Raw genomic sequence first — 23105 nt, 5'->3', positions numbered from 1 at the left:
GTTGCCAGTTAGCGCAATCTGCAACGGCAGCGGGCCATGTCTCGAGGAGAGACATGGCCCGCTTTTTATCGTCCTCAGCCTGCAGCCTGCAGCCTGCAGCTTATAGCTTACAGCTTATAGTACGCCGGGTTGTCCCAGATGCTGTCTTCCTCGGCGAAGGCCGGGTTGTCGTCGGTGATCGCACGCTCGCCGATCAGTTGCATCCAGGAATCGATGTCGGCACTGCTGATCTTGCCGTCCGAACCATCCTGCTTGTGCAGCGTATCGAGCAGGGCGAAGAACTCTTCGTTCTTGAGCAGGAACTCGGCGGCATCCTGCTCCTCCTTCGAGTGGCCATTTTCCGGATCGACGATATCCTCGAGATCGCTTTTGCTGACGATATCGTCGGGCCCCGTCCAGTCGGTGCCGCCATCGCCTTCGTCCCAATTGCCCAGGATCGTGTCGATGGTCTCCTTGTTATCCTGATAGAAGTCCTGGCCGTGAATATTGAGCTGCATCTGGTCCTGGTCGAAGTCGAAGAAGAAGTCATCGACGTTGCCGTTCTCCCGGATCTCCTGCGTGAACTTGTCATACTGCTCCGGCTGCGCCTCCCACGCCGCCATGTCCTCGGGAAACCACTCCTTGAACAGCGGGTCGGGCTCCTTGTCCTCGTCACCGGCGTGCATCATGTCCTTGAAGCCGTAGCTCGAGTTGATCAGGTAGTTGAACTTCTCGCCCCAATCGTCTTCCGTCACGCCATCTTCGGCGAACTGCTCGAACTGGTCGCGTATCTTGCCCTCGGTTTCGGCGCCTTTCTTCTGGGCCATCACCGCATTGAGGATCAGGCTGGCAAAGCCGACGCCCAGCCCGATCAGGTTGCCGATGGGACCGGCGGCGCGCAGCCCCGCACCCAACCCGGAGAGCACGCGAGACGCAGTCTGCAGTGATGCCCCGATTTCGGCGGCGCCGCCGATGGTAAAGAAGGCGCCGGAGACCACGCCGGTCGAACTGGCGGCGAACTCCATCGGGGTGCCACCGTTCTTGATCAGCTGATTGAGCCCGACGCCCGCGACGACAGTGTCGAGAATGCCGCCGGCGAAGTCGGTCATGTAGGCCAGGCCCTTGAGCGCGGGGCCGAAGATATTGGTCTTCTTGTTGCCGTTGGACCCATCGCCGCCGCCGGTGCTGCCCGGGCCATCGGGCGACGTGCCGGGAGTGCGTTCGCCGTTGGTCATCACGTCGGCTTCGGCATCCAGCGCCTGGTTCAAGGGCTGCATGGCGGTTTTCGACGATTCGCCGTTGGCAGGGTCGACGAACTGAACGAGATCGTCGCTGAGATTGTCGAGGTCGGCCAGCGCATCGCCGGCGCCACTGGGCAGGGCGCCGCTGGCCATCGGGCGAACATCGTCCAGGCGGTTGGCGATCTCATCCAGCCGATCGAGCTGTTGCGTGCGTTGGGCATCGGACAGCGTCGGGTCGGATTCGAACGACGAGCGGATGGCGCGATGCTTCTTCATCATCTCGTCGAACAGTGCCGGTGCCTGGTCCGGCATCTGGCCTTTGCTTTCGATGTCCAGTAACTCCGCCACGGCCCGATCGAAGTCGTCGATCTGGGCGAAGCGTTGCTGCGCCGGCGTCGCCGAGGAGGCGAAGGGCTGCATTTCCTCGAACAGATCGTCGACCAGCGCTCTGAGATCCTCCGCGTTCTGGGGCGCCAGGCCCTCCTTCTTCATCTCGACCTTGTCGAGCCGATCCTCGATATCGCCCAGGCGCTGCTGGATCTCCTTCTTTTCATCGTCGCTGAGCGAGTCGGAGTCCTTGACGACGCGGTCGACCTCGTCGAGCTGGCCCTGGATATCGTCGACCAGCCCCTGGGCCTTCTGTTCGAAGTCGGGGGCGTCCCTTTGATCGAGAAGGGTATCGAACGATTCGAGCTTGCCGCGGATGTCGTCCAGCTTGCCCCGCGCCTGCTCGCCCGGATTGAGAGAGGGCGCTTTATCGCCGTTGAACTTGTCGGGGAAGCGCTCGCGCAGGACGTCACCCATCTCCTTGTCGAGCCCGAGCGCCTGGGTGATGTTGGTGGTGCCGAACAATTTGGCCAGCCGGCCGCCCTCATCGAGTTTCGAGCCCGCCGCATCGGCGATGCCCTTGAGCGCGAAAGGCGTGGTGCCGATGAACACCAGCATGCCGCGGGCGACGGTCATGCGCTCCTGCCAGGTGTCGCCGAAATCGTCACCGGAGCGTCGATAGATGGCATTGGCCAGGGCGGCGGTGCCGCCGATCGCGAACATGGTGTTCGAGCTCATCAGGCTGCGGAACCCGCTCTTCAGCGAGTCCTTGAACGTTGCGCTCTCGGCATCGCCGACCTGGACGGCCGGTGGATTCCCGCCTTTGCCCTGGGTCAACTGCTGATATTTATCCACGGCGCGCTGGGTGATGTTCTCGAGCAGGATCGGATTCGACATGGCCTCCTTGACGTTGCTCCCGCTCAGCGCCAGCGACTTGATAGCCTCCTTCACGCCAGAGGCGATCGCCATGATCTTGGTGAACTGCAGCTTCTCGTCCGCCGACAGGTTGGGCGGTACCGTGCCCTTGGGATCGGTCTTGTCGGTGGAGAGCGCATCCTGCACCGCGTTCCAGACGCCATTGGTGGTCTGGATGCCGAAGGTGCTGTAGGTAATGCTGGTGAGGATGGTCGGCACCATGTCGGCGGCGACCTGTTCCGCGGCTTCCTCGCTCTCCGGCGACACGTCGTCACCGTTTTGGGACGCGTCGTATTCGGCATCGATATCGCTGAGTTCTTCCTCCAGGCCTCTGGCGGTGCTGGCGGCGGTGATGCTGCCTCTCGCCTCGGCCGCGCGGTCGGGGTCGAGGGCCTGCAGCGTGTTCAGGTCATTGTTCAAGCGGGTGGCGGCTTCGTCGCCGAACCCCTTGTCTCGCAGGTCCTCGATGGCATCGAGATATTCCGCGCCCTTGTCGCCGGTCAACGAGTCGTAGATCTTGTCGGCGAGGCCATCGCGATCCTTGATCTTGCTCTGGGCCTCCGTCATCGCCTCGTCGGTGAACTTGGCGATCTCCTCGTCACCTAGCAGTTTCGAAAGCTCCTCGCCGAGTTTTTCCTCGTGGATCAGGCCGCGCAGGTCGGCCGGATCCATGCCCTGGGTATCGCTGGCGTAGTAGGTCCAGTCGCCACCATGATCGACCGTCATGTAGGGCAGATACTGGAAGCTTCCGTCGTCCAGCTGGGATTTGAGTTCGAGCAGGCGGGCATACTTCTTGAAGTTCTCGTTGTCCGAGTTTTCCGCCTTCTCCTCGAGCTTCTCCATGTAGAGTTCGGTGACCGTCTTCGCGTCTCCGTCGTCGTTCTCGACGGTGGTCTCCTGGCCCATCAGGTTGGTCTCTTCCGACCCGGGCAGGTCGTGATCGGCAAAGATATCGTCGATGACATCCTCGCTCGATGTCTGCTGGAAGCTGGAGGCAGCCTCGAAGTGCTCCGGTGTCACGCCCTTCGAGACCACGAACTTCTCGCCGTCGACCTCGACCAACTTGAGCCCTTCGATGACGTCACCGTGCTCGTCGGTGGCGCTCTTGACGCTGTCGCCCTTGCCGAGAACCGGGATGTCCTCGTCGGCGGAGCGCAGCTTGTAGCCGTCGTCCTCGAGTTCGTGGATCCGATCCCAGGTCTTCTGGGCGTTGGAAACCGTCTCGAACAGCGCAGGCGTCAGAGACTTCGACACCACCACATTTCTGCCATCGTGAGTGGTGAAGCGAATGACATCGTCACGTGCATCTTTTTGCCAACTGAAGTTCTTGAAATCATTGAACTCGGGCACTTCGGTATCGGCGCCGGCAACGGTGGCGCCATCGTCGACCGAACCCTCGATGGCATCCTGGTGCTCGGCGTTGCCGGTCAACGTCGCGTGCTGTTCGCTGAGATAATCGTAGCGTTCCGGATTATCGCTGCGCGCGACGACGAACTTCTCGCCGTCATGCTCGTAGCGAATCACCTCCGGCCCCATTTCACCGGGCGCGCCGACCTCGGTGTTGTAGTAGGGCGGTGGGGTGGCATCGCCACCGACGCGCTGGTAGCCGTCAGCCTCGCTTTCATTGATGCCGATCAGGCTCTGGTAATCCTTCTTGATGGCAGCGTAGAGCTCCGGGGCGGCGCGTTCGGCGACCACGACCCGGGTGCCGTCCTGCATCTCGTAGCGGATGATGCCCTTGGCAACTTCGTCGGGCGGAGCGATGAAGCGATAGTCGCTCAGCTTGCCGGGCGGCTCTGCATCGGGCGGCAACACGCCATAGCCGTCCTCTCCGCTCTGGTTGAGGCCATTGATCTGGTCGAAATCCTGCTTGACCGTCTCGAACAGCGCCGGGGTGGCGTGCCGGTCGACCTCGACGGCCTTGCCGCCCTTGGTCTCGTAGCGAATCAGATCGTCGCCGATCGTCACGATCTGATTGTAATCGTTCAGATTTCTGGGCGCCTCGGTGTCGGCATCGGCGCGCTTTCCGGGCTTGGATTTGTCGTCACCGGGAAGGGTGGATTTCTGGCTCAGGTTCAAGGTATTCGACAGCGCCGATCGCCAGCGACCGGTGCTGCGACTGTCGACACTCGGCTCGCCAGCCTCCGGGGCGGGGGTCGAAGCAATCTCGCGCGTGATTTCCTGAGCCATGGCAAAGGTCTCCCGTTCGGTTTATTAAATACTCGTTCAACATCCACCCGAATTCAGGGCCGAATCGATAAAAGACGTGTCACTCTGTCGTAAAGTCGTCAGTCGTCGTCACGGCTCGTAACATGAGGGTCGGGGATTTGCGCCGACGGCCCGGCGAACCGGTTCATCGATATCGCATCCGATCGCCGATTCGACCTCGACGGATATCAGGCTCCAACAGCAAGCACTTCCTTGTGTGGCGGATACCGCAAAAAAATGTTGGCTTGTGTTGCCGGCACGTTTCTTCTCCGTTGTAAGACGTTACGCAACCCGACGCCGGACATTGCTATAAAGGCGGGGGGTAAAGGGAGTGCCAACGGAGCGAGACACGCGATGCCGGGATTCGTGGATGAGGTCAGCCAGGACATCGTCAGAGGCTGGTATGTCGCCGAAGACCAGTGGGCTCCAGGGCGAGGCGTGGTCATATCGGTCAATGGCGAAGACCGTTACTGCGACCTTTGCCAGCATGCGCGCCGCGATGTGCTTGAAGCCGGTATCACCCCTCGAGCCGAAGTCGGCTTTCTGGCGTTTCTCGAACTTCAGGTCGGGGATCTCGTCCGGGTCAAGGCGGGGGACACCGGGCGACTGCTCGGTGGTGGCGTCAGCGTCGTGATGCCGGCAGACGCGTCGGACGGCTTTCTGAACGCGCAAGCCTGCGCCGATCTTCCCGCCTTTCGAGACATCATCGGGCCGCTGCGGGCGTCTCTGGAGATTCTGGCGTTCCGGCCGCTGTTTGGTCACCGGGGCAAGTTGTCAGCACTCTGTGTCGAAACGCCGGCGGGAAAACGTGTCGTTCATTGTCAGCGGCCACGTCTCAATGCGGCGTGGCTGGAGCGGCTCCACCGCCAGGTGCTGATGCCCGGCGCTATCGATGCGCCGTCGCTGGAAGCCGTCATCGTCCATGGCGAGACCGCCAGTCTGGTGGTCGAGCATATCGATGGTCAGGTACTGGGTTCGTTCCCCGAGACGTCTATCGAGGCGTCAACCAATGATCGCGAGCAGGCGTATCGTGCCACTCTCGCCTCGGTTCTGCGGTTATCGACTGCCAGTTGGCCCGATGACATGCGCAGTAAACTGGGCTTCGATAGCTTCAGCTCTGAGACAGCCAACGCTGACATGCCCGCAGTTGAGGCGGATGGCGTTGAGACGACTGGCGCTGGCAAAAAAGCAGACCGGCGAGGGCGCCACGCACTGAACCGGATGATCAGAGAGGTCTGTCTGTCAGCGTTGCAGCGCGGGCGGTGGCGAGAGCTCGGGCTGTTATTGCGAATGACGCGAACCCTCTATCGCTTGCCACGCGTATTCGCCCACGGTGATCTTCACCCCCACAACGTGTTGATCGAAACGCGCACGGGCAGGCCGGTGTTCATCGACTGGGATCATGCCGGCATGCTGCCGCCGGGCGTCGATCTTTCACGTCTGCTCTTGAGCGTACCGCCGGCCCTGGCGGAGAGCTGGCTCGGTGAGCATCGCGCGCATCGGCTTGGCTGGCTGATTCTGACCTACTTCGCGCAGTCGCAGCGCCAGCCTGACTTCCATGCGACCGAAGCCGGCGCCTATCTGCGTCGGCGCTTTCGCGAGCTCGCCAGGCGTTCGAGGGCCGGGCCCGCGGCGACGTCACCGGTTCGGTAAAACCGTTCTAGAGTGAACATTTTCGATATAAGGTGGCGCAATGTTGCTGCAGTTATAGGCAACATGTCAGCGACGAGAACATGTCCGCGCCCTTTCGCCATGAACAGCGTAATCTGGCCAGGCGCATGACGTTGAAAACGTAAGGTGTTGTGGGCCTGTGGAGGGAGGGGCAGAGGATACCCAAGGCGGCGGCTTAGCATTTGTTGCTAGAATAGCGCAACAGCGTTTGAATTCGGATTTATGAGCAGGTGATAGCCATGCGTGCGATTGAGTTTGAAGTCGATATTCAGGATGGTGTGGTGAGAATCCCGGACGAGTATGCCTACTTGATGAACAAACACGCCAAGATCGTGGTGCTTTATGACGCTTCGGCCGAGGAAGATGTCGTCGCCCGGCAGCGGGAAGGTATCGATTTTTCAGGTGTCATAGCTCCTTCACTGACCGCTCACGACGGGGTCGAGTATCAAAGGAGTCAGAGGGATGAGTGGTAGCTATCTGCTGGATACCAACGTCTTCATCAATGCCATTCGGCATCAGCTTCAGTTACCCGCTGCTCACTACGTTTATTCGGTCATCACGGAGCTCGAGCTCTTGGGTTTCCCAGGTTTGGCTTCTGAAGAAGAACATGCCATCCAAATGGTATTGGGTCAGCTGACGAGAGTTGATCTGGACCCTCAGGTCAGAGCTGAAACGATCAGGGTGCGCCGAAGCTCTCACATGAAGCTTCCGGACAGCATTATCTGTGCCTCTGCCTTGGTAACGGCGGCCACCTTAGTGACTGACGATGCCAGGCTAGCGCAGAAATATGTCGGTGATGTCATTTCACTCGATGCCCTTTTGAATCGTGATTGAAGCCAATATCGGCTTTCTGCGTCCACCCGTCGCTATCGTCCCGCCAGTTCGACCGTCTCATTCGGTCTCGTCATGTCCTTCCTGAAACTAACTGTCGTCTACCTGAGAAAAGCCGCACTGGTAGCCGCTATGGCTGGCGGCTTAAAATGCGACCAACGTGGAAGTCGACGGGGTTGTCGTCGACCGTTTTTCGATTATCGGATTCAGACGCTGTAACTCGGTGCAGCCCAGGCATGGAGTGGGAGGAATATGGGTATCGATGCCTGGCTGAGCGTGGCGACCGTAGTGGCGGTATTGGGTACGCTCGTGGTGACGCGAATTGCGCCGGACGCCATTCTGGTCGGTGCGATGGCGTTTCTGATCTTCACCGATGTGCTCACGCCGCAGGAGGCGCTGGCGGGTTTCGCCAACACCGGCGTGATGACCATTGCGGCGCTCTACGTGGTCGCCGCCGCGCTCAAGGAGACCGGCGCGATCAAGTGGATCGCCGGGCTGCTCCTGGGTCAGCCTTCGACCCTGCGTCGGGCGCAGTGGCGGGTGATGCTGCCAGCGTCCATCTTGAGCGCGTTCATGAACAACACCACCGTCGTGGCGATGTTCATCCCCGCGATTCAGGACTGGTCGAAACGCCTGCGCCTGCCGCCTTCCAAGCTGTTGCTGCCCCTGAGCTACATCTCCATTCTCGGCGGCACCTGCACCTTGATCGGCACCAGTACCAACCTGGTCGTCGACGGCCTGCTGCAGAGCCGGCTGGGCGTCTCGCTGGGCATGTTCGAGCTGACCTGGATCGGGCTGCCGATTCTGCTCGTCGGCGGCGGATTCATCCTGATCTTCGGGAAATGGCTGCTGCCCCAGCGCGACGGCACCAGCGCCCAGCTGGATCAGATCCGCGAATACAGCGTCGAAGTGACCGTCGACCCCAAAGGGCCGCTGGCCGGCAAATCCATCGCCGATGCCGGGCTGCGAAATCTGCAGTTCGGCTACCTGACCGATATCGAGCGGGACGATCGGTTGATGGCGGCGGTACCGCCTGACACCAGACTGATGGGGAACGATACGCTGGTGTTCATCGGAACGCCGGAGTGCGCCCGGGAACTTCGCGAAATTCGCGGGCTGAGCCCCACCAGCGGCAACGTGCAGAAACTCGAGGTGGCGCAGCATCGGCGCTGCCTGGTCGAAGCGGTGGTCAGCCCGGATTTCGTGGGGATCGGGCAGACGGTAAGGGAATCGCGATTTCGTTCGCACTTTCAAGCCGTGATCCTGTCGATCTCCCGTCACGGGCTTCGTCTGAACGACAAGGTCGGCGATGTCGAGTTTCAGGTCGGCGATACCCTGCTGCTGGAAACCGGAGAGGCGTTCGTCGAGCAGTACCGCTACCGCAAGGATTTCCTGCTGGTCAGCCAGTTGAACGACTCCACGCCGCCCAACTTCCAGAAGGCGCCGCTCTCGCTGGGGATCCTCGGGCTCATGGTCGTGCTCAGCGCGACCAACCTGATCTCGATTCTGGAAGCCGCCTTTCTGGCCGCCGGCGCGTTACTGATGACCGGCTGCCTGACCATGGGCAAGGCGCGGCGTTATATCGATCTTTCCGTACTGATCGTGATCGCCGCGTCGTTCTCCCTCGGCGCCGCGATGACCCAATCCGGCGCCGCGCAGACCATCGCCGAAATGGTCGTGGGGCATATCGATTCGCCATGGCTGGCGCTGGCGTTCGTCTACCTGATGACCGTACTGTTCACCGAGATGATCACCAACAATGCCGCGGCGGTGTTGATGTTTCCCATCGCGCTGGCGGTCTCGCAGCAGTTGGGGGTGGATTTCATGCCGTTCGTGATCGCCATCACCATCGCTGCCTCGGCCAGCTTCATGACCGCGCTGGGCTACCAGACCAACCTGATGGTGATGGGGCCGGGCGGCTATCGAATGCACGACTACCTCAGGCTGGGCTTTCCCGTCAGTGTCTTGGTAGGCGCGACCGCGATACTGCTCATACCTCTCGTCTGGCCGTTCTAGTCTCTGGTCGTTTAAGTCTCTGGTCGTTCAGTCTCTGGTCGTTCAGTCCGTGGCGGTTCGAGTCGCTGGCCATTCTCGCTGTACGCTTATCACCCGGGCAGCCTGGCGCTGCCGCCGATCCCGCCCTATCGACGGAGACCCAAGCATGAAGATCGACGAAACCCTCAGGCAGGCGTTGCTGGCCGGCGTGGTCGATGCAGGGGAAAGGGTGCTGGAGATCTACGCCCAGGACTTCAGCGTCGAAACCAAGGCCGACGACAGCCCGCTGACCCAGGCGGACCTCGCCGCCCATCGCTCGCTGAGCGATCTACTGGAACGCCTGACGCCGGAGATACCGATGCTCTCCGAAGAAAGTGAAGAGATCGCCTTCGAGACCCGCCGGCAGTGGTCGCGCTACTGGCTCGTCGATCCGTTGGATGGCACCAAGGAGTTCATCAGGAAAAGCGGTGAATTCACCGTCAACGTGGCGCTGATCGAGGACGGCGTGCCGGTCTTCGGGATCGTCCATGCGCCGGTCCTGGGCGCGACCTGGTGGGGCGATGTCGAGCGGGGCGCGTTCAAGATTACCGCAGAAGGCGAACGCGCGATCCACGTGCGGGAGTTGCCGGCAGCGGGTGAACGACCCTGGCTGATCGTCGCCAGCCGCGCTCACGGGGCGGAACCGGTCGACGTCTTCTGCACCCAACTGCCTGCCCATGAACGCGTCTCCATGGGCAGCTCGCTCAAGCTGTGCCTCGTCGCCGAAGGCGCTGCCGATCTCTACCCGCGCCTGGCGCCGACCTGTGAATGGGACACCGCCGCCGCCCAGGCCGTCGTCACCGCCGCCGGGGGCGAAGTGCTCGACGCCGATACACTCGAGCCGCTGCGCTGCAATCAGCAGCCGAGCACGCTCAATCCATCTTTCATCGTCTGCGGCCAGCGCAGCGTAAAGTGGGAGAGAGCGCTACGCCATAGCCTAGCGCGCCGCACTTGACCTTGGGCCTCCCCGGCATCCCTCCGAAGCGCCTCTGATCCATTGATTTGTAAGCCATTTGCCATGGATGGATGAATAACCCCATGTTTTAATGGTTACGTAAAGTAACGTTCAGGATACGGCCCATCCTAGAGATCCACACTTTTGGTTGTAGGCAAGCTCTTGCTGGCACCCTACAATCACACGGTTATCAGGCCACGGATTGAGCCTACTGATAGCTCGGCATGACCAGCTTGCCGCAAGACCGCATCAGGGACGGTGCCGCAGGTAAAACGCCTGGAACCGCTCTGCTGATCCGCGTGTCGTGCGATGGTAGATCGATCCACCGGCTGCGGCTTCCGAGGAGATGTCCGCATCGCCGGTCTTTCACTGTTTTCGTCCATCAGGTTGAACAGACAACATGCCAAACGTTTTCAACGGGGTTTCTTCTGGCTGTAGCCGAATCGGAAAGTGGTTGGCAGTGGGGGCGCTGTCTATCTCTTTCGCCGGCTGTGCGTCGCAAGGCCATTACGGCGGCGACAATATCGGCACCATGCAGGGTGCCGCCGCTCTCGGCCCCGAGATTTCCAGCTTTCTCGACAATGCCACGCCCGGCAGTATCTCCGCCTTTCCCAAGAGCCCCTGGGGCTCGAACGTTTCCGTCATCGTCCAGGAACGCTACTTCGCCGCGAGTGGCCGGCTCTGTGCCCATCTGGATGTCGCGAGACAAGGTGCGCCCGCGACCGCCGATCGCGCGCAGGTGGCCTGTCTCGTAAAAGACAGTGGCTGGTATACCCAGCGCCTGGTCACGCAGGTGTTGGTCAATCCCAGCACTCCGTAACAAAAATCCCCTGCTTGGGCGTCTGCCTCCGCGTGTATCGTTTTCGAACAGCCAGATCGTTTGTCGAACCGCTGGAAAGCAGGCCTCGAGCCGCGTGAACACAACAGGAAGTTTTGCATGAAACATGCAGCGTCGTTTTTCCGGGCCGGGTGCCTGGTGGCGGTAGCGTGCCTGAACGTGGGTTTGGCTAACGCGCAAACCTTCGGCTCCGGCAGCATCGTGCCGCAGGATCAGCAAGCCCAATCGATGAGCTCCCAGGTACAAGGGTCCGACGGGCAACAGTCCCAGCAACAGTCAGGGCAGCAGGCGGTCGATGACCAGCCTCGGGCCAACTGGAGCAGCGCAAATTATGGCCCGGTCGACCCGAACCAGGGCCCTGTCGATCCGGACATGCTCCCGCCGTTCGGTGCCAACCTGTTTACCGGCGGCTTCCGTGGCGTGATGGCCGACGGCCTCAACCCCGGCTACACCATCAAGCCCGGCGACCAGATCAATCTGCGTGTCTGGGGCGGCACCGAGATGCAGAGCGTGCTGACGGTGGATTCCCAGGGCAACATCTTCCTGCCGGGCATCGGGCCGCTCAACGTGCAGGGCACGACCAACAGCGGGCTCAATTCCCGCGTGACCGCCGCGATCAAGTCGGTCTACCCGGAAAACGTCGAGGTCTACACCAATCTCCAAGGCGTCCAGCCGGTAGGCGTGTTCGTGACCGGTTACGTCAAGAATCCCGGCCGCTACTCCGGTACGCCCAGCGACTCGATGCTCTACTTCCTCGATCAGGCAGGCGGCATCGACCAGGCGCTGGGCAGCTACCGTCAGATCGTGATCAAGCGGGGCGGAAGCACGGTCGACACGATCGATCTCTATGACTTCCTGATCAACGGCAACATGCCGCATCCGCAGTTCCGCGACGGCGACACCATCGTGGTCGAAGAGCGCGGGCCGGCCGTGGCCGTGGTGGGTGACGTCGAACGCCCGTTCCGCTACGAACTGGCGGGGGAAACCCTCACCGGCGGCGACGTGACCAACCTGGCGCGACTGCGTGCCGGCGTCTCTCATGTATTACTGCGCGGCGACCGCCCGGACGGGCCGATGGCGCGTTACCTGACGCTCAACGAATTCCGCACGGCGAACGTCCAGCGCGGCGACGAAGTGCTGTTCAGCGCCGACAAGCGCAGCGAAAGCATCGTGGTGCAGGTCGAAGGCAGCTACTACGGGCCTTCACGCTACGTGTTGCCGCGTAACGCCCATCTGGGCGAGTTCCTGAACGCGATCAGCGTGCCCAGGAACATGACCAGCTACCAGGATGTCTCGATCCGTCGCGAAAGCGTCGCCGAGCAGCAGAAGGAGTCGCTCAACGAGAGCCTGGACCGGCTGGAGCAGACCTACCTGGGCTATCCGGCGCGGACCACCGGAGAAGGCGAGATTCAGGTTCGTCAGGCCGAGCTGATCGCGAAGTTCGTGCAGAAGGCCCGCCAGACCGAGCCCACCGGCCGGCTGGTCGTCGCTCGCGGCGACAACATCGCCGATATCCGGCTGCAGGATGGCGACGTGGTCACCATTCCGGAAAGCTCGGATTCCGTGCTGCTGAGTGGCGAAGTGACGATCCCACAGGCGATGGTCTACACGCCGGGCATGAGCGCCGAAGACTATATCCACCAAGCGGGTGGCATGACGCCGCGTGCGGATGACGACCAGATACTGGTGGTCCATCGTAACGGCGCCGTCATCCATGCCGGCGATACCGACGTTCGCGCCGGCGACGAGATCATGGTGCTGCCGGCCGCGCCGACCAGCAACATCGAACTGGCCACCAGCATCACGCAGATTCTTTACCAGGTGGCTGTCGCGACCAAAGTCGCGCTGGATCTGTAAGCCTCTCTTCAAGTCAAGCATTGCATGAGCGCCTGTCCGGCTGAGTGTCGGCAGGCGCGGGAACGTTAAATGGCGACAAATACGGAACACATTCCGGATTCCACCCGTCATCCCATGCGGGTCACCTGGGATGTCTGGTCGGCGATGTACCTGCGGGAGATGATCGCCAGAACCATGGCGGATCGCATGGCCTGGTTCTGGATGATCTTCGAACCGATCGCGACGATCGGCGTGATGATCTTCATTCGAACCTACATTCGCGGTGGTAGAAATATTACCGGGGCGGAATTCGTCCCCTGGATGATCGTCGGGCTGATGGGCTTCTATCTCTTCAGAGAGGCCATGCTGCGGCCCATGGGGGCCGTCGAGGCCAACCGAGGGCTTTTTACCTATCGTCAGATATTGCCGATAGACCCGGTGCTGATCCGGTGTTTCGTCGAGGGCATGATCCGCAGCTTCATCTTCCTGCTGTTCGTCGTCGTCGGCTCATTATTGAAGATCAACCTGATCCCGGACCACGCGTTCGGCGTGATGATGGATTGGCTCTCGCTCTGGATGCTGGGTGTCGGACTTGGGGTTCTGCTCTCGGTAGCTTCAGGCCTGGTGCCGGAAGTCGGGCGCGTCGTCAGAATCGTCACGCTGCCGCTGTTGCTGATATCCGGTGTCATCTTTCCGGTGACCTACGTGCCCGCGCAGTACCAGCAATATCTGCTGTGGAACCCGATCGTCCATGGTATCGAAAGCATGCGTCTCAGCTTTTTCGACAGCTACCATTCGATCCCCGGTATCGACATGACCTATCTCTGGTTCTGGGCACTTGCCTCTCTCACCCTGGGGCTGGTCATGCACGTCCGCTTCGCGTCGCGCTTGAAGGCAAGGTGATCCGATGATCGAAATCCAGAACCTATACAAGCGTTACCACGGGCCGCACGGCGGTGGCTGGGTGCTGAAAGACATCAACCTCACCATCCCCGATGGCGTCAGTGTCGGGGTGGTGGGGCGCAATGGCGCGGGCAAGTCGACATTGCTGCGCCTGATCGGCGGCATGGATGCGCCAGACCGCGGCAGGGTGATCCGCAAGGGACGCGTCTCCTGGCCGATCGGCCTGGCCGGCGGGTTCAAGGGATCCATGACCGGGCGACAGAACGTCAAGTTCGTCGCTCGGGTTCACGGCATCAAGAAGAGCCTCCACAAGCTGATCCAGGAGGTCCAGGACTTCGCTGAAATCGGCAAGGCCTTCGACGACCCGGTCAATACCTACTCCTCGGGCATGCGGGCGCGCCTCGCGTTCGGTCTTTCGCTGGCGTTCGACTTCGATATCTATATCTCGGATGAAGCCACAGCCGTCGGCGACCGTGCGTTCAAGGCCAAGGCCAGGGAGGCATTCCAGCAGCGGGTGGATCACGCCAGCCTGATCATGGTCTCTCACGGTGAGGGCACGCTGAAGCAAATGTGTCAGGCGGGCATTTTCATCGACCAGGGGCAGGCGCACTGGTTCGATCGTATCGATGACGCCATCGAGGCGTATCATCGGGCGACCGGGCTAATCACCGACGTGGCCGATGAGGATGACGACGACTATGAGGCTCCACTGCCAACCGACCCGAGTTCCATTGACGAGCAGATGAAAGCCCTGCGCCGCGAGAGTGCACAGATCCACAAGCAGCAGATCATCGCGGAATATCGTCAGGAATCGGCAACGGATGAGGCCGTTATCGCCGAGATACAGCGGGAGCGCAAAGAGTTGCGTGACAAACGCCTCAGCGTAAGGCACCGCTTTCGGTCGCTGAAACAGCATAAGCGCGAGATCGAGCAGAAAACGTCCTCGCAATGAGCTAACGAGGCCCGATTTAGCGGGCTTCAACCGAATCAAAGAAGCGAATTTGATGAACTCTTCAGTCAAACAGAAATTATCGCGGCATCTTCATTGGGTCATCTGTGTAGTGGCCATCGTACTTGTCGGTTTTTACTGGGCGGTGTGGGCCAGCGACCGCTACGTATCCCACGCGCATGTGGTGTTGGAAAGCCCACAGCTCTCATCCCCGGAGCTGAGTTTCAGTAGCCTGCTTTCCGGTGGCGGCGGGGCGAACAATGCCGACATGCTGCTGCTGAGAGACTATCTCCGTTCAGTCGACATGCTGCAGTACCTGGTGGAGAACGCCAACTTCCGCGAGCATTACGCGCACGGTGGCGGCGACTTCTTCAGCCGCCTGAGCGACGAGAATGCGCCACTGGAAGAGCTTCACGATTACTATCTCAAGCGCGTCTCGGTGGAGCTCGACGAGTACGCTGGCGTGCTACGCATCGATGTGGAAGCGTTCGACCCCAAGGAAGCACACCTGATCGCCAATCTGCTGCTCGAGCGTGGTGAGCAGCACATGAACGATATGGGACGGCGCCTGGCGGAAGAGCAGGTCAAGTTCCTTCAGCAGCAGGTCGATCAGCTTCAGGCGACGTTCGAACAAACGCGTCAGGCGCTGGTTGACTACCAGAACGAGAATGGGCTGGTTTCGCCGACGGGTACGGTCGAAAGCCTGAGCGGTGTCGTCTCGACGCTGGAAGGCCAGCTGGCCAGTCTCAAGGCGCAGAAAACCGCGCTTAGCAGTTTCCAGAGCGCGAGCTCTCCGGAAGTCGTACGGGTGAAGAGCCAGATCAACGCGCTGGAAGATCAAATCGAGAAAGAAAAGCAGCGGTTGGCGGCCCAATCCGGCAACGCGCTGAACTCGCTCTCCTCGGAATATCAACGTCTTCAGCTGCAGGCAAAATTTGCCCAGGAAAGCTATTCCGGCGCGCTGGCTGCATTGCAAAGCACGCAGGTCGAAGCGGCGCGTAAACTCAAGCAGCTCTCCACGCTGCAGTCCCCGACCATGCCGCAGTATCCGGAACAGCCGGAACGGCTATACAACATCGTCGTGTTTGCCGTCATCGCGCTATTCATCGCCTTGATCGTCAACATGCTGATTCTGATCGTCAAGGATCACCGGGACTGAGACGACCGTCGCTAGTGGCAGGACGGTAGCGTTATGAAACATGGATGAATGGTGAGTCAGCTTGAACAGTACCGTGAAGCAGGACCCTGTCGATGTGGTGATCACGTGGGTGGATGGATCCGACCCCGTGATGCAGGAAAAGCGTAACCGCTATTTAGAGCAGGCCGGGCGAGTACCGACGATCGCCAGCAAGGCGCGCCGGTTCAGCGACAACGGCGAGATCCGGTTTTGCCTGCAGTCTATCGCCACGCACATGCCCTGGGTGAACCGGGTCTATGTCGTCACGGACGGGCAAACCCCGGCGTGCGTGAAAGACATGCCGGCACCCATCGAACCTTTGAAAGACAAGATACGCATCGTCGACCATAGCGAAATTTTTCGTGGGCATGAGGATCTACTGCCAACGTTCAATTCCCTGGCGATCGAGACGTTTCTGTGGCGTATCGAAGGTCTGGCCGAAAAGTTCATCTACATGAACGACGATATCTTTCTGTGCGGCAGCGTCTCTCCAGATGATTTTTTCCGAAGGAAAAAGGCGCTGTTGAGAGGACGTTGGTTGGGTTGGAACGAGGTTGAAAAACTCTCCTTCCACTCACTGAACAACCGCCAGGGTGCGGAGTTCAGCCCATTCAAGGATGACAAGTTCTTCAAGGCGATTCACGTTGCACACCCGATGCGAAAAAGCATCATGGCCAACGCCTATGAAGCCAATCGGGAAGCCTTCATCAAGAACGCTTCCCACCGCTTCCGCAACCGCAGGCAGTTCTGGCCAATTTCTGTCCATAACCATTTGGCTTTCGCCCAAAAACTCGCCAAACGCAAACGCGACGGCAACGATTGGGTGCATTTCTCCGTCGCCTTTTGTCGCGATGCAGAGCCCGAAGCCATACGCCACAAGCTCAACGTGTTGAGCCGGAAGGATAAAAAACTGGGTTGCCTCAACTACTCGGAAGCCGTCGTCGAGAAAGTGCCGGACGCCTTGAAGAAGTTGCAGAAGGTCACGGCGCCCTCACTGTTCCAGAGAATCAAATCAATGACTCACAAGGCAAGTTAAATGGCTAAGACGATTATTACGTATGGCACCTTCGATATGTTTCACGTCGGCCACCTTAACTTGCTCCGCCGGCTCAATGAGATGGCGGATCGAGTGATCGTCGGTGTTTCTACCGACGAGTTCAATATCGGCAAGGGTAAGAAGGTCTTGATCCCCTATGAACAGCGGGCCGATATCGTCAGTGCCATTCAATACGTCGATCTCGTCATCCCGGAAAAAAGCTGGGAGCAGAAGTTATCCGACGTGAAGGAATATCAGGTCGACACCTTCGCCATCGGTAAGGACTGGGAAGGGAAGTTCGACTTCCTGAGCGATCTTTGCGAAGTCGTCTATCTTGATCGAACCGATAGTATCTCGACGACGGATCTCAAACGGTCATTGAAGCGGTTCTTGTCGATTTCGCAGAAAGACCTATCCCAAGCTTTTGAAGTGCTGGAAATGCTGCGCCGGGATCTGTCGTAACTCGCCTGCACAAATCAGGCTCGTGAGGCGTTTTCCATGATCAATACCGCATTTCGAACCAGAGCCGATCAATTGAAATTGATCGACGAGCCCGTGCGCTTGATCGACAAGTGGCGACCGCCCAGTCGCGCGCTGTTGCTGCGCCAGGGAAATCACGACCAACTGAGTGAGCTGTGTCACCAGCAGTTGAACCGTCGTGGACGCGTGAACCTGTGGAACGGCAGGCAGGAAAAAGCGCTGTTTTATCTCGCGTTAAGCCATTACTACCGTGGAGACTACTCAGAGAGCCGCCGCTGGCTGGCGCAGATACAGGAGATTCGCCCCTACGATACCAATGCCCGTTATCTTGCGGCGGATATCGCCCGCGTTCAGGGGCAGCTGGCTGAAGCCTGGGCGCAGCTCGAAATCCTGGTGCCCCGAACCCGACGGCCCAAGACCTGGCTCTACATGGCGCAACTGGTGGATTCCAGCGAAGCGTTGGCGCGCTTGCGCGACAATTACCGCCGTGCTTCGGCTTCCGACTCAGTACCACCATTTCATCCGGCCATCGCGCAGTATCTGGCCGCCGGTTATCAGCGCGCCAGCGAGTACGCCAAGGCCTTCGAGCTTTGGCGAGAGGTGATAGCACACACATCCAGGCGGCCTACGCCCAGTCGTACCAACACCACGGTTGCCAATGCGTTTCGCACCGGCGGTGCCGCCGTGGCGTTGAAGGATATCAATCGTGTGCTTCGCGCCAATGGCATGAAGCCGTTTCTCGTCAGTGGTACGCTGCTGGGCTGCGTGCGGGAAGGCAAGCTGCTGGCGCATGACAACGACATCGATATCGGGTTGATGAGCGATACGGACGAGCAGATCGTGTCCAAGGTATTGGCGGCTTCCGGGCATTTTCATCTGTTGCCTCGTCGCGCTGGCGATTGCCTGCGGGTGAAGCATCTGAACGGAATCGCCATCGATGTCTTTCTCCATTACTCGGAAAACGATGCCGTCTGGCACGGTGGTACCAAGGCGCGATGGTACAACTCCCCGTTTGGGCTAACCGAGACGCTGTTCCTGGGTGAACGTTTCTGGATACCGGAAGCACCGGAAAGATACCTGGAAGAGAACTACGGCGATTGGCGCACGCCGATCGTGAACTTCGATTCCACCCTGGATACGCCCAACGCCGAAATCCGCTCGCAGGACGAGCTAGTCGTTCACGCCTACAAGAAGCTTAACGGCGCTTTGTTGCAGGGCGATGACGAATCGATGACTCGATACCGTAAGTTGCTGGTGACGTTGAACGAGCCGGACCCGCTGCCGACGTCTCGCCAAAGTTCGCGCTAAGGAAATTCATGGATTCCAAGACTTACCGAAAACTGAGAAAGCTGGTTACCAAACCGCGACTCTACTTCGAGGATGCAAGACTCAAGCGACAACACCCCGATCTCGAGAAGTACAATGCGAGACTGAAAGATGCGAAGACGCATTTCAAACGGGCGGAAATAGAAGCAACGGAAGAATGTCTCGCCACTATTCCAGATACGCTGCCCAATAAGTCCGTTTTCTCCGCGACATTGGCGCTATTCACGAAGCGATATGCAGATGCGGAACGCTACGCGCTTAATGTCATGCAGGGGGCTGGACCCAATACCAGTACGTTTCGTGAGGCGTTTTATCTTCATCAGGAATCGCTCCGCTTCCAGGGCCGCTTCGAATCTGCCCTGATCATGCTCAAGGCGATACCTTTCAATGATAATTCCGCACGCTATTTCCGCGCCTGGCGCCTGGCTTCTCTCGGCGCCAAATGCCCGGAAGCCTATGAGAGCGTGATGATTCGCTTTTCGCCCGGCGACCCAGGATGGCTGCGCTCACGGAACCATTACATTCTGCTGCTGAGGGACCTGCAGCTCGGTGAGCGCGCCATCGCCGAAGCGAAACTTCTGATGCACCAGGTCGAGCTGGTGCCCGCTGGGCAACCCAAGACGCCGCCAACGCGAAGTGACGCACAGAAAAGTCGCTGGCAAGAGAAGGCCGGTCTGGCTTTGGCTCAGCTCAAGGAAGATCTAGCGAAGTACGATATCGACTTTTTCCTGGTCAGCGGCACGCTACTAGGTTGCGTTCGTGAAGGTACGATCCTCGGGCACGACACGGATATCGACGTCGGCCTGATGCCGGAAGTCACCATGAAGTCGCTCCGTCAGGCGATCAAGCACTCCAGCCGCTTCAAACTGCAGGAAATCGTCAGCGAGAACACGCTATACGTCATGCACCCCAACGGCGTGAAGATCGATCTGTTTCGGCATTATGAAGAGAATGGAAAACTCTATCATGGTGGTATCAAGTGCCGATGGTGGAACACCCCCTTCGAGCTACAGACGACCCAGTTTCTCGGCAGCGAATATTGGGTGCCACAAAACCACGACCTTTACTTGACCGAAAATTACGGTGATTGGCGTACTCCCGTTATTGAGTTCGAAACATTTTTAGACACGCCAAATATAGAAGTAACGGATGATGTGAATATGTCGCTCTTTTATACATCCCAGTGTATCTCGTCACATCGTGCAGGCCACGAAATCCGTGCAGCAAGATATCGCCAGCTTTTGAACTATTGATTTTATTTCCTCGAATTCAACTGGTATAGAACAGGGATGTTCAGGTGAGAGAAGTGATTGCTAAAGTTTTCAGTGCCCTCAATATCATGCGCAGTAGAAATCCGAGCGCATATAACTCGGGTTTAGTCCAGTTTCGTAATAAAAAATGGCTCGCAGCGGAAAAGCTCTTTCTTGTGGCTATTGATGAAAAGCCAGACCATGCCCCATCATACTTCAAACTGGGTATGAGTGAGTTTCGGCAAAAAAAATATGATCTGGCTTATAACCACATTGCCCTGGCGCTGGAAAAAAATCCCACACAGTCTCAGTGGAGCGTCCAACTATCACAGGCGTTGAATAACGCTGTAAGCAGCTCAAAAAAGCCAAGCTGGGAAAAAGAAAAGCTACTCCGGTCTCATCTGGCTGAGTACCCGGAAAATGATATTGAACTTCGTAAACAGTTGGTCAACTTGCTGAAGAAGCAAGGGAAGTGGTGGCAGGAACAGGAACAGTTGGAAGTTCTTGTGTCTCGAGATGATAGTTCGGCGGATTTATATTTTCGATTGGGTGAGATAAGCGAAGTAAAAGATGCACGGGAAGCTGCATTTAGATATTTCGAAAAAGCTATCCATATCAATGACTCGCAAGGGATAACATCATCAGCCGATTGGTATTATCGAGCTGGGTACTTATTGCAATGCACTGGCGTAAAGTCGCAAGATGACAATGGCCAAAATTTTTATTACGATAAAGCAATCGCTCTGGATGATGCATTAGATGCGAAGCGATACGGGGTTGGTGTATTTCATCAGCAGCGCGCGCTATGGAAAGCGGCTAGGGACGCTTATCTCGATCAGCTTCTAAATCATCCTACGGACGGAGAGCTACATTATTGTGCTGGTCTGGCTTACGATCACTGTAATCAGTGGGAAGAAGCTGCTCGTCATTATCAAATTGGATTAGCCATTTCTGGTGGGCTGCCAAAATGGCATTATAAGCTAGCTTACGTACTCGAAATGCAAGAGAAGTGGGACTCTGCAATCGACGCTTATCGCTATGCCATTTTGATGCACTCAAAACCGCCAGCGCAATGGCGCCACAGGTTAGGTAGTGTTTTAAAGAAAGTCGGTAGATATCAAGAAGCCATCGAAACGCATATTTCGACCCAGGAAAAGCCGGGTATCGATCTTCACGGTGAGTTGGTTGATGGCTCACTGAGGGCTTATAAAAAGTCCGTGAGTGCTTCCGCTGTGCATTTGCTTGAGGAGGAATCACGTAAGCATCCCGATGAAGCATCTTCTTGGTATTCCCTCGGAAAAATATATGAAAAGGCAGAGCAATGGGGTGCAGCGGTTGATGTCTATCAGAAAGCGATTGATAGAAAATCCACCAAATCAGCTGGTTGGTATCAAAGACTAGCCTACTCACTATATTCGAGTGGCCAAACGGAAAAGGCTCTATCAGTTTTTGACACGATTAATGATGATTTGCTTTTATCGACAATACACAAAAAAGAAGTTAATGTGGTGTTGTCGGATTTAGCTTACGCGCAGGGTGTCTATCGGTTCTGGTTCAAGCTGTCTTTTAAACATCCGGTCTTAGCGGTAGATGTCCATTCACTAGTCATCGATCAGCGGGAAGCTTATGCTGAAGCGGCTACTAATTTTAATTTTTTACCAACCATACATTATCAGTCTAAAAATGAAGTCTATTATAGCTTTGATGTTGACTTGCGTGATATAGAATTGGCGTTTCTCTATCACGACTATAGTATATCAATGACGCTATTCGCCGAAAATGGGTGCCGATACGATGTCAAGAGAAAGACCAATACAGTCATCGAAGACGTCAAGGACAAGTTAAGAGAGTACCCGTTGACGTTCTCTTTTTCGCAAGATCAGTACATTGTATATCCTTACCTGACGGCTAGCCAAAAAAGTGTTTCGTTTATCAAACGTCACTATAACCAATTTGATGATGCAAGGTATAGAGAATTAGAGTTGCAAGCTATAGAAGAATATAAAGATAATATGGAGAGCCTGAAAGCTAAGAAAGTATGGCTGATATTTGAAAAGTTTTCTAATACTGCCCAAGATAATGCTTATTACTTTTTCCTCGATATAGTCAAGAAGCGAGACAATGTCTATTATATAATTGATAAGGATTCGCCGGATCGAAAAAATCTTTCCGAATATAAAGACCGCGTTGTCAATTTCATGTCTAAAGAGCACATGCTCTTGCTATTATCCTGTGAGCTCATGATTTCATCGGAGACTCGAGGGCACGCATATGCGTGGCGGCGGGTATTTGGTCCATTCCGCGAAGCGGTCTTTAACAAGCCCTATGTTTTCCTTCAACATGGGGTTACTGCTATGAAGAAAAACGATATCAATCTCGCTAAAACTAGCCATATCTGCGCGGCGGATCGATTTGTCGTTACTTGTGAATTTGAAAGGAACGTTATACTCAGAGATAATTTCGGTTACTTGGCTAGTGAGTTGATTGTAGCACCATTCCCGCGTTGGCATACATTTGTTGATCAATCTGAAAAATTTGATGAAATTTTCCTTATGCCAACCTGGAGAAACTGGCTGGAAGGCCTTGAGGATGAAGAGTTTAGAGCTACCGAGTACTTTAAAGAATACACGAGCCTTCTCTCCTCATTGAAGCTGGCAGAAGTCCTTGATAGGTACAAAGTAAAGTTAAACTTTTATCTGCATCCTAAAATCATAGAGCAGCTAAAACATTTCGAAGTGGTGAGTGATCACGTTAATTTAATTCAATTTGGACAAGCGTCGGTGAGAGATTTGCTGATGCGTGCAAAGCTGTTGATAACAGATTATTCTAGCGTAGCGTGGGATTTTTATTATCTCAAAAAGCCTGTATTGTTTTTCCAGTTTGATGTGGAGAAGTATTTAACTTTTCATGGCTCACATATAGACTTTGATACCGAATTACCCGGTCCTCGCGTTTTTGGGGGCCAATCTCTTATCGCTAGTGTAGACGCAGCTTTGAAAGATTATAGAAGTGAAAAGCATCACGCGGGAGAAATTGGCCAGCGCCTTTTTGGTGCGATGTCTGAAGAAAATGGGTCGGAAATAATATTTAGAAATTTAGAAATTTTTACAAAATCGCTTCACTAATCTCTTTTCTAGTTTCTGTAAGAT

At 57.2% G+C, this 23105-nt stretch carries 16 protein-coding genes; 15 read left to right on the top strand and 1 reads right to left on the bottom strand.

Annotation, left to right across the window (positions count from 1 at the left end; genetic code table 11):
• Nucleotides 1–107: 107 nt before the first annotated feature.
• Nucleotides 108–4652, bottom strand: a complete 4545-nt coding sequence (locus BTW07_RS13845; protein ID WP_075570764.1) for a spectrin repeat-containing protein — start codon at nt 4650–4652, stop codon at nt 108–110.
• Nucleotides 4653–5024: 372 nt separating this feature from the next.
• Here BTW07_RS13845 and BTW07_RS13840 point away from each other — a divergent pair, with 372 nt between their 5' ends.
• The 15 genes from BTW07_RS13840 (at nt 5025) to BTW07_RS13770 (ending at nt 23081) form a co-directional block, all read left to right on the top strand.
• Nucleotides 5025–6323, top strand: coding sequence for an aminoglycoside phosphotransferase family protein (locus BTW07_RS13840; RefSeq protein WP_075570763.1), 1299 nt, complete (start codon nt 5025–5027; stop codon nt 6321–6323).
• A gap of 257 nt (nt 6324–6580) precedes the next feature.
• Nucleotides 6581–6814, top strand: a complete 234-nt coding sequence (locus BTW07_RS13835; protein WP_075570762.1) for a hypothetical protein — start codon at nt 6581–6583, stop codon at nt 6812–6814.
• Entirely contained in the window at nt 6804–7175 is a 372-nt protein-coding gene (locus tag BTW07_RS13830) for a type II toxin-antitoxin system VapC family toxin (protein WP_075570761.1), read from the top strand. The genes BTW07_RS13835 and BTW07_RS13830 overlap by 11 nt, the downstream gene beginning before the upstream one ends.
• Nucleotides 7176–7424: 249 nt before the next feature.
• The gene (locus tag BTW07_RS13825; RefSeq protein WP_075570760.1) at nt 7425–9188 is read left to right on the top strand and encodes an SLC13 family permease; all 1764 of its coding nucleotides are present in this window, start codon (nt 7425–7427) and stop codon (nt 9186–9188) included.
• A 145-nt stretch (nt 9189–9333) separates the two neighbouring features.
• Nucleotides 9334–10161, top strand: a complete 828-nt coding sequence (gene cysQ / locus BTW07_RS13820) for a 3'(2'),5'-bisphosphate nucleotidase CysQ (protein ID WP_075570759.1) — start codon at nt 9334–9336, stop codon at nt 10159–10161.
• Nucleotides 10162–10621: 460 nt separating this feature from the next.
• On the top strand, nt 10622–10981 hold the full coding sequence (locus tag BTW07_RS13815; protein WP_075570758.1) for a DVU3141 family protein: 360 nt from the start codon (nt 10622–10624) through the stop codon (nt 10979–10981).
• Between the two features lie 117 nt (nt 10982–11098).
• Nucleotides 11099–12856 carry a polysaccharide biosynthesis/export family protein gene (locus BTW07_RS13810; RefSeq protein ID WP_075570757.1) on the top strand — a complete coding sequence of 586 codons (1758 nt, stop codon included), beginning with the start codon at nt 11099–11101 and terminating at the stop codon, nt 12854–12856.
• Nucleotides 12857–12925: 69 nt separating this feature from the next.
• A complete protein-coding gene (locus BTW07_RS13805) occupies nt 12926–13738 on the top strand; it encodes an ABC transporter permease (protein WP_075570756.1) in 813 nt (270 codons plus the stop codon).
• A 4-nt stretch (nt 13739–13742) separates the two neighbouring features.
• Complete coding sequence (locus tag BTW07_RS13800; protein ID WP_075570755.1) at nt 13743–14690, top strand: ABC transporter ATP-binding protein; 948 nt, start codon at nt 13743–13745, stop codon at nt 14688–14690.
• Nucleotides 14691–14742: 52 nt separating this feature from the next.
• Nucleotides 14743–15846 (top strand): KpsE/RkpR family capsule polysaccharide export protein, encoded by a 1104-nt coding sequence (locus BTW07_RS13795; protein WP_075570754.1) that lies wholly within the window; start codon nt 14743–14745, stop codon nt 15844–15846.
• Between the two features lie 61 nt (nt 15847–15907).
• On the top strand, nt 15908–16900 hold the full coding sequence (locus tag BTW07_RS13790; RefSeq protein ID WP_075570753.1) for a Stealth CR1 domain-containing protein: 993 nt from the start codon (nt 15908–15910) through the stop codon (nt 16898–16900).
• On the top strand, nt 16901–17362 hold the full coding sequence (locus BTW07_RS13785) for an adenylyltransferase/cytidyltransferase family protein (protein ID WP_075570752.1): 462 nt from the start codon (nt 16901–16903) through the stop codon (nt 17360–17362).
• A gap of 36 nt (nt 17363–17398) precedes the next feature.
• The gene (locus BTW07_RS13780; RefSeq protein WP_075570751.1) at nt 17399–18688 is read left to right on the top strand and encodes a tetratricopeptide repeat protein; all 1290 of its coding nucleotides are present in this window, start codon (nt 17399–17401) and stop codon (nt 18686–18688) included.
• Nucleotides 18689–18696: 8 nt separating this feature from the next.
• Entirely contained in the window at nt 18697–19959 is a 1263-nt protein-coding gene (locus tag BTW07_RS13775) for a LicD family protein (protein ID WP_075570750.1), read from the top strand.
• 44 nt (nt 19960–20003) lie between these two features.
• Nucleotides 20004–23081 (top strand): CDP-glycerol glycerophosphotransferase family protein, encoded by a 3078-nt coding sequence (locus tag BTW07_RS13770; RefSeq protein ID WP_075570749.1) that lies wholly within the window; start codon nt 20004–20006, stop codon nt 23079–23081.
• Nucleotides 23082–23105: the final 24 nt, after the last annotated feature.

The organism is Salinicola socius (assembly GCF_001937195.1).
Classification (GTDB): Bacteria; Pseudomonadota; Gammaproteobacteria; order Pseudomonadales; family Halomonadaceae; genus Salinicola; species Salinicola socius.
The sequence above is the reverse complement of the archived record's forward strand: the minus strand, read 5'-3'. Positions and strand labels throughout refer to the sequence as shown.

Coding starts and splice junctions, on each gene's coding strand:
- BTW07_RS13775 (WP_075570750.1), top strand. CDS start 18,697: ATGGATTCCAAGACTTACCGAAAACTGAGAAAGCTGGTTACCAAACCG.
- BTW07_RS13780 (WP_075570751.1), top strand. CDS start 17,399: ATGATCAATACCGCATTTCGAACCAGAGCCGATCAATTGAAATTGATC.
- BTW07_RS13835 (WP_075570762.1), top strand. CDS start 6,581: ATGCGTGCGATTGAGTTTGAAGTCGATATTCAGGATGGTGTGGTGAGA.
- BTW07_RS13805 (WP_075570756.1), top strand. CDS start 12,926: ATGGCGACAAATACGGAACACATTCCGGATTCCACCCGTCATCCCATG.
- cysQ (WP_075570759.1), top strand. CDS start 9,334: ATGAAGATCGACGAAACCCTCAGGCAGGCGTTGCTGGCCGGCGTGGTC.
- BTW07_RS13825 (WP_075570760.1), top strand. CDS start 7,425: ATGGGTATCGATGCCTGGCTGAGCGTGGCGACCGTAGTGGCGGTATTG.
- BTW07_RS13785 (WP_075570752.1), top strand. CDS start 16,901: ATGGCTAAGACGATTATTACGTATGGCACCTTCGATATGTTTCACGTC.
- BTW07_RS13830 (WP_075570761.1), top strand. CDS start 6,804: ATGAGTGGTAGCTATCTGCTGGATACCAACGTCTTCATCAATGCCATT.
- BTW07_RS13795 (WP_075570754.1), top strand. CDS start 14,743: ATGAACTCTTCAGTCAAACAGAAATTATCGCGGCATCTTCATTGGGTC.
- BTW07_RS13840 (WP_075570763.1), top strand. CDS start 5,025: ATGCCGGGATTCGTGGATGAGGTCAGCCAGGACATCGTCAGAGGCTGG.
- BTW07_RS13810 (WP_075570757.1), top strand. CDS start 11,099: ATGAAACATGCAGCGTCGTTTTTCCGGGCCGGGTGCCTGGTGGCGGTA.
- BTW07_RS13845 (WP_075570764.1), bottom strand. CDS start 4,652: ATGGCTCAGGAAATCACGCGCGAGATTGCTTCGACCCCCGCCCCGGAG.
- BTW07_RS13800 (WP_075570755.1), top strand. CDS start 13,743: ATGATCGAAATCCAGAACCTATACAAGCGTTACCACGGGCCGCACGGC.